Source organism: Bradyrhizobium manausense, from assembly GCF_018129685.1.
Lineage (GTDB): Bacteria > Pseudomonadota > Alphaproteobacteria > Rhizobiales > Xanthobacteraceae > Bradyrhizobium > Bradyrhizobium manausense_D.
In genome coordinates this window covers 1-3355 of record NZ_JAFCLG010000051.1, presented here as the reverse complement: position 1 = coordinate 3355, position 3355 = coordinate 1, and the positions used below count along the sequence as shown (strand labels likewise).

Here is a 3355-nt window from a genome sequence, read left to right as displayed (position 1 = left end):
TGCTCGCCGGCGTGATCCAGAACCATCCGGACGGCACGGGCCCGGACCTCGGGTGAAAACTTGTTCGTCGTCTTGCTTGTCATGGCTCCATCCTCTCAGGAGTTGGAGCCTCCGGCAAACGCGGGGCGGTTCAGTTGCTCGAAGTAAGCGAACAAAGTAGATCGGACAGCCTAGGCGAGATGTGCTAACAGCAGGGATGAGGAGCGTCATCATTGTTGTCCTCCTCGCTGTGTGGTCACCCGCTGCGGCTCAGATACCCGCACCTCAAGCACCACCCGCCGCTGATATCTCGATCCGAGAGCAAATCAAAGCTGCTCGCGCGCGGGACAAAGCCGAAGAGAGGGCTGACCATTCCAAAAAACCTTGGGATCGCGATAGCAATGGAAAGCGTCCCTGGGATACTCCGGCGGCCTTACCGGAGGCCGGCTCCAAGCCCTAAGGGAAACTAAACTGCAGACGTCTGCTCGATGCGGAGGCAGCCGGCACCTGTTTTACTCTGGCTGATTTTCGTCGCAACTGTTACCATGATTACTTTCCGCTCGCGGGGGACTGCGATGCATCATGCTTTTTTTCGATTTCAATTGGACCGCCGTGGTCGGGTTATCTTGCGTGGCCTGACTCCCGAAGAGACTTTCGAGTTCGAGGAACTCAACAATCAATGCGAGAAACATTTGACTGACGGTGCGCGCCGTAGGCTCGACGAGCTTTGTACCAGACATTGTGCGTCTTTGTGCCGATAAGGCATAGGCTTGGCGAGCACCCGCTGCCCTGAGGGACAGAATCTCTGAGGAGAGAGCACCGCTTAGCGAGGTTAATCCGAACTTGCCTTGAAGCTACCTGCGCGCCGCTTACACCTATAGGTCAGGCTACGCGGCCCTGCTTTGCCAAAGGCAGGGGGCGTGTTATGTGCGAGGTAACCCCTTTTAACGGTTGACCTGGATAAATTTTGAATGCTGAGAATGGCTGCAACAGTCGTACTCTTGGCTACCGTTGGTAGCGCGACGGCACAACGTATGCCGGCGCATTCCGCATGGGACGGTCTGGGCCAAGACCCCGCGCGAACCCGCCCATCCAAGCGTCTCGTTCGTCCGCCAACGAAGGACCCAACGGCGACAGGATCGATTTCATCGCCTGACGCTGCAATTGATCCATCGTCTCCATCCTGGACTCTCGAACGATCCGCTGACGAGGATGGCGAGAATCTTCAATTGAAACGTAAGACACAGATTTGCCGCGGCTGTTAAAGCCCGCAGCTTTCGTGGCCAGCCAAGCTACGCCAACAGCTCTCCGGTATTGCGCGCGAAGTGGTAAAGCTTGGAGCATTTGCCGTCGTTACAGTGTAGTGCTGGTCAGAGTCGCGGGCGCGGCTGCCTAATGTCGCGCCTAAACCGCATATGCGTCCCTCACCAAAGGTTCCTTATTCGGAGCTACAATTACCTCGCGCCCCGAAATACTGCTGAAACGAAGCCCTGCTTGATTAGCGTCGCCGGGCACAGGTTTGCATCCCTAGCTTTTTCAATCCCGGGGCTGGTTTTGAAGAACTTGTTTTTTTCTACCTAACTTCAGACTTCACGACGGGCCGCTCCAATGCGACCCTTTTTCTGAGTCTCTGCACGATTCGTCGGAGCGATGCTTACCGCGTTCGAGTTCTGCCTGCCTAGCGGCCCGCCAAGATTGTCTCTGCATGCCCCGACTGGATCCGCGAAATCAAATACGACGCTTGGCGCATGCGCGTGGAGCGAAACGTCAAGACCGCACGGCTGCTCACTCACAAATGGCCACGACTGGACCAATCGCTTCTCCTGGATCGTCGGATCGTCCAATCCGCACTGGAAAGCCGCGAACAGCATTTTATTATCGATGGTGAGGCCGTGGTGCTCCTCGTCGATGCGTTTCCGATTTCAATGCACTGCATTCGCTAAAGCACAGCGCATGCTTTCGATATCAAACGATCGGTAGGTCGATCTCCGCCGACTTCTGCTCGGTGCGCAAGACAAACTTAGCGCGACTATTGAGGCCGTACCCACGGCATGTCTGTGGCGCCGCTCGAAGCTGGCGAGATCGCCCGGACCTTTTTAGCGCGGCCTGCAGCTTGGGCTTAAAGGGCTTGGTGCCGAAGCGACGCGATCACCGCTATGGCGCCGGCCGGTCAAAAGACGGATCAAGTTCCAGAACCGAGCGCCTCCGGCGATGAGCCCAGGTGATCGACGCGCTTAGCCGGTAGCTGATCAAAATATTGGGCGGCGTGCCTGAAGTACGACCTCCCGACGTTGCCACAAAGCCATTTCCCCCGCTCAACGAAGCCAACCAGTACAGTTGGGATGAGACCGACCCGGGCTCGGCGCGAGCATTAGGCTACGCCACCTTAGCCAATACGCAGGTTCTCAGCCGACGCTTTACCGTTTCGGCCGTTGACGAGTTCGTAACTTACCTTTGCGCCCTCAGCGAGCCCGGTAAAGCCCGCCTTCTCGACCGCTGAGATGTGCACGAATACGTCTGGACCACCATCCTGAGGCTGGATGAATCCATATCCTTTGGTGGGGTTGAACCACTTAACAGTGCCAATAGCCACTAAGAAAACTCCGATCAGATCCGTTCAGCGCAGCGTAATTCGCCGTCGCCCCGTCGAAAGAACATTCGGCAATACGAAGGGCGGCGGAACTTATTCAAAGGGGGTTAGAAACCGTCGATGCAAAGTGATCGGACCTTTCGAGCCATTAAGTCGAATCCTAACACGCGTGCTCGTCGCGCCAGCACCGAGGACAACTCCCTGCTTACCCCCCAGTCGCCGCCCGGCTTCGGCTCGCACAATCACCAATTGGCCCACGGCGAATTCAATCGTGCGCGGCGTATCGCGTGCGGATGTATCGAGGCTGCAACCGAAGGTGTGAAGGCTTTGCATGCGATCATCCACCGACTGGCCCCTAAAGCGGATGCAAACCAGCTTCGATGGCTGCAAGGTCCTGCTCGACCTGGGCGATCGACGATCGATAGTCGAAGCCGGTCCTAGCCTTCAGGTCGACCGCTAAATGCCGACGATGCGTTCGCAGGTTTTCTAGGGACTGCCAGTCCTTCAACCGGGTGAAACTTGCAACGATCAATTCAATCGCACTCGACATAACGCTACCCCCAAATTTCGGATTTGCAATGTGAGCAAATTACCGAAAAATGCGGTGCGAGTAAATTGGCCGCTGGGACCGCTCTGGGACAGAAAGGGAACCGCCTTAAGCGCGAGGTCATCTCACCCGTTGGGTTGATAGCACTGCCGCTCGCTAGGTTCCGGACTCAATTAGTCCACCATGAGACTGCGGCTGCCAACAGGATTGCAGACAGGAAGATGTCTGCGCGCTTGTCG

At 56.7% G+C, this 3355-nt stretch carries 2 protein-coding genes; both read right to left on the bottom strand.

Annotation, left to right across the window (positions count from 1 at the left end; translation table 11 throughout):
• Positions 1 to 2365: 2365 nt before the first annotated feature.
• Positions 2366 to 2572 (bottom strand): cold-shock protein, encoded by a 207-nt coding sequence (locus tag JQ621_RS35210; RefSeq protein WP_212241795.1) that lies wholly within the window; start codon positions 2570 to 2572, stop codon positions 2366 to 2368.
• Positions 2573 to 2924: 352 nt separating this feature from the next.
• On the bottom strand, positions 2925 to 3119 hold the full coding sequence (locus JQ621_RS35205; RefSeq protein WP_212241794.1) for a hypothetical protein: 195 nt from the start codon (positions 3117 to 3119) through the stop codon (positions 2925 to 2927).
• Between the last annotated feature and the right edge of the window lie 236 nt (positions 3120 to 3355).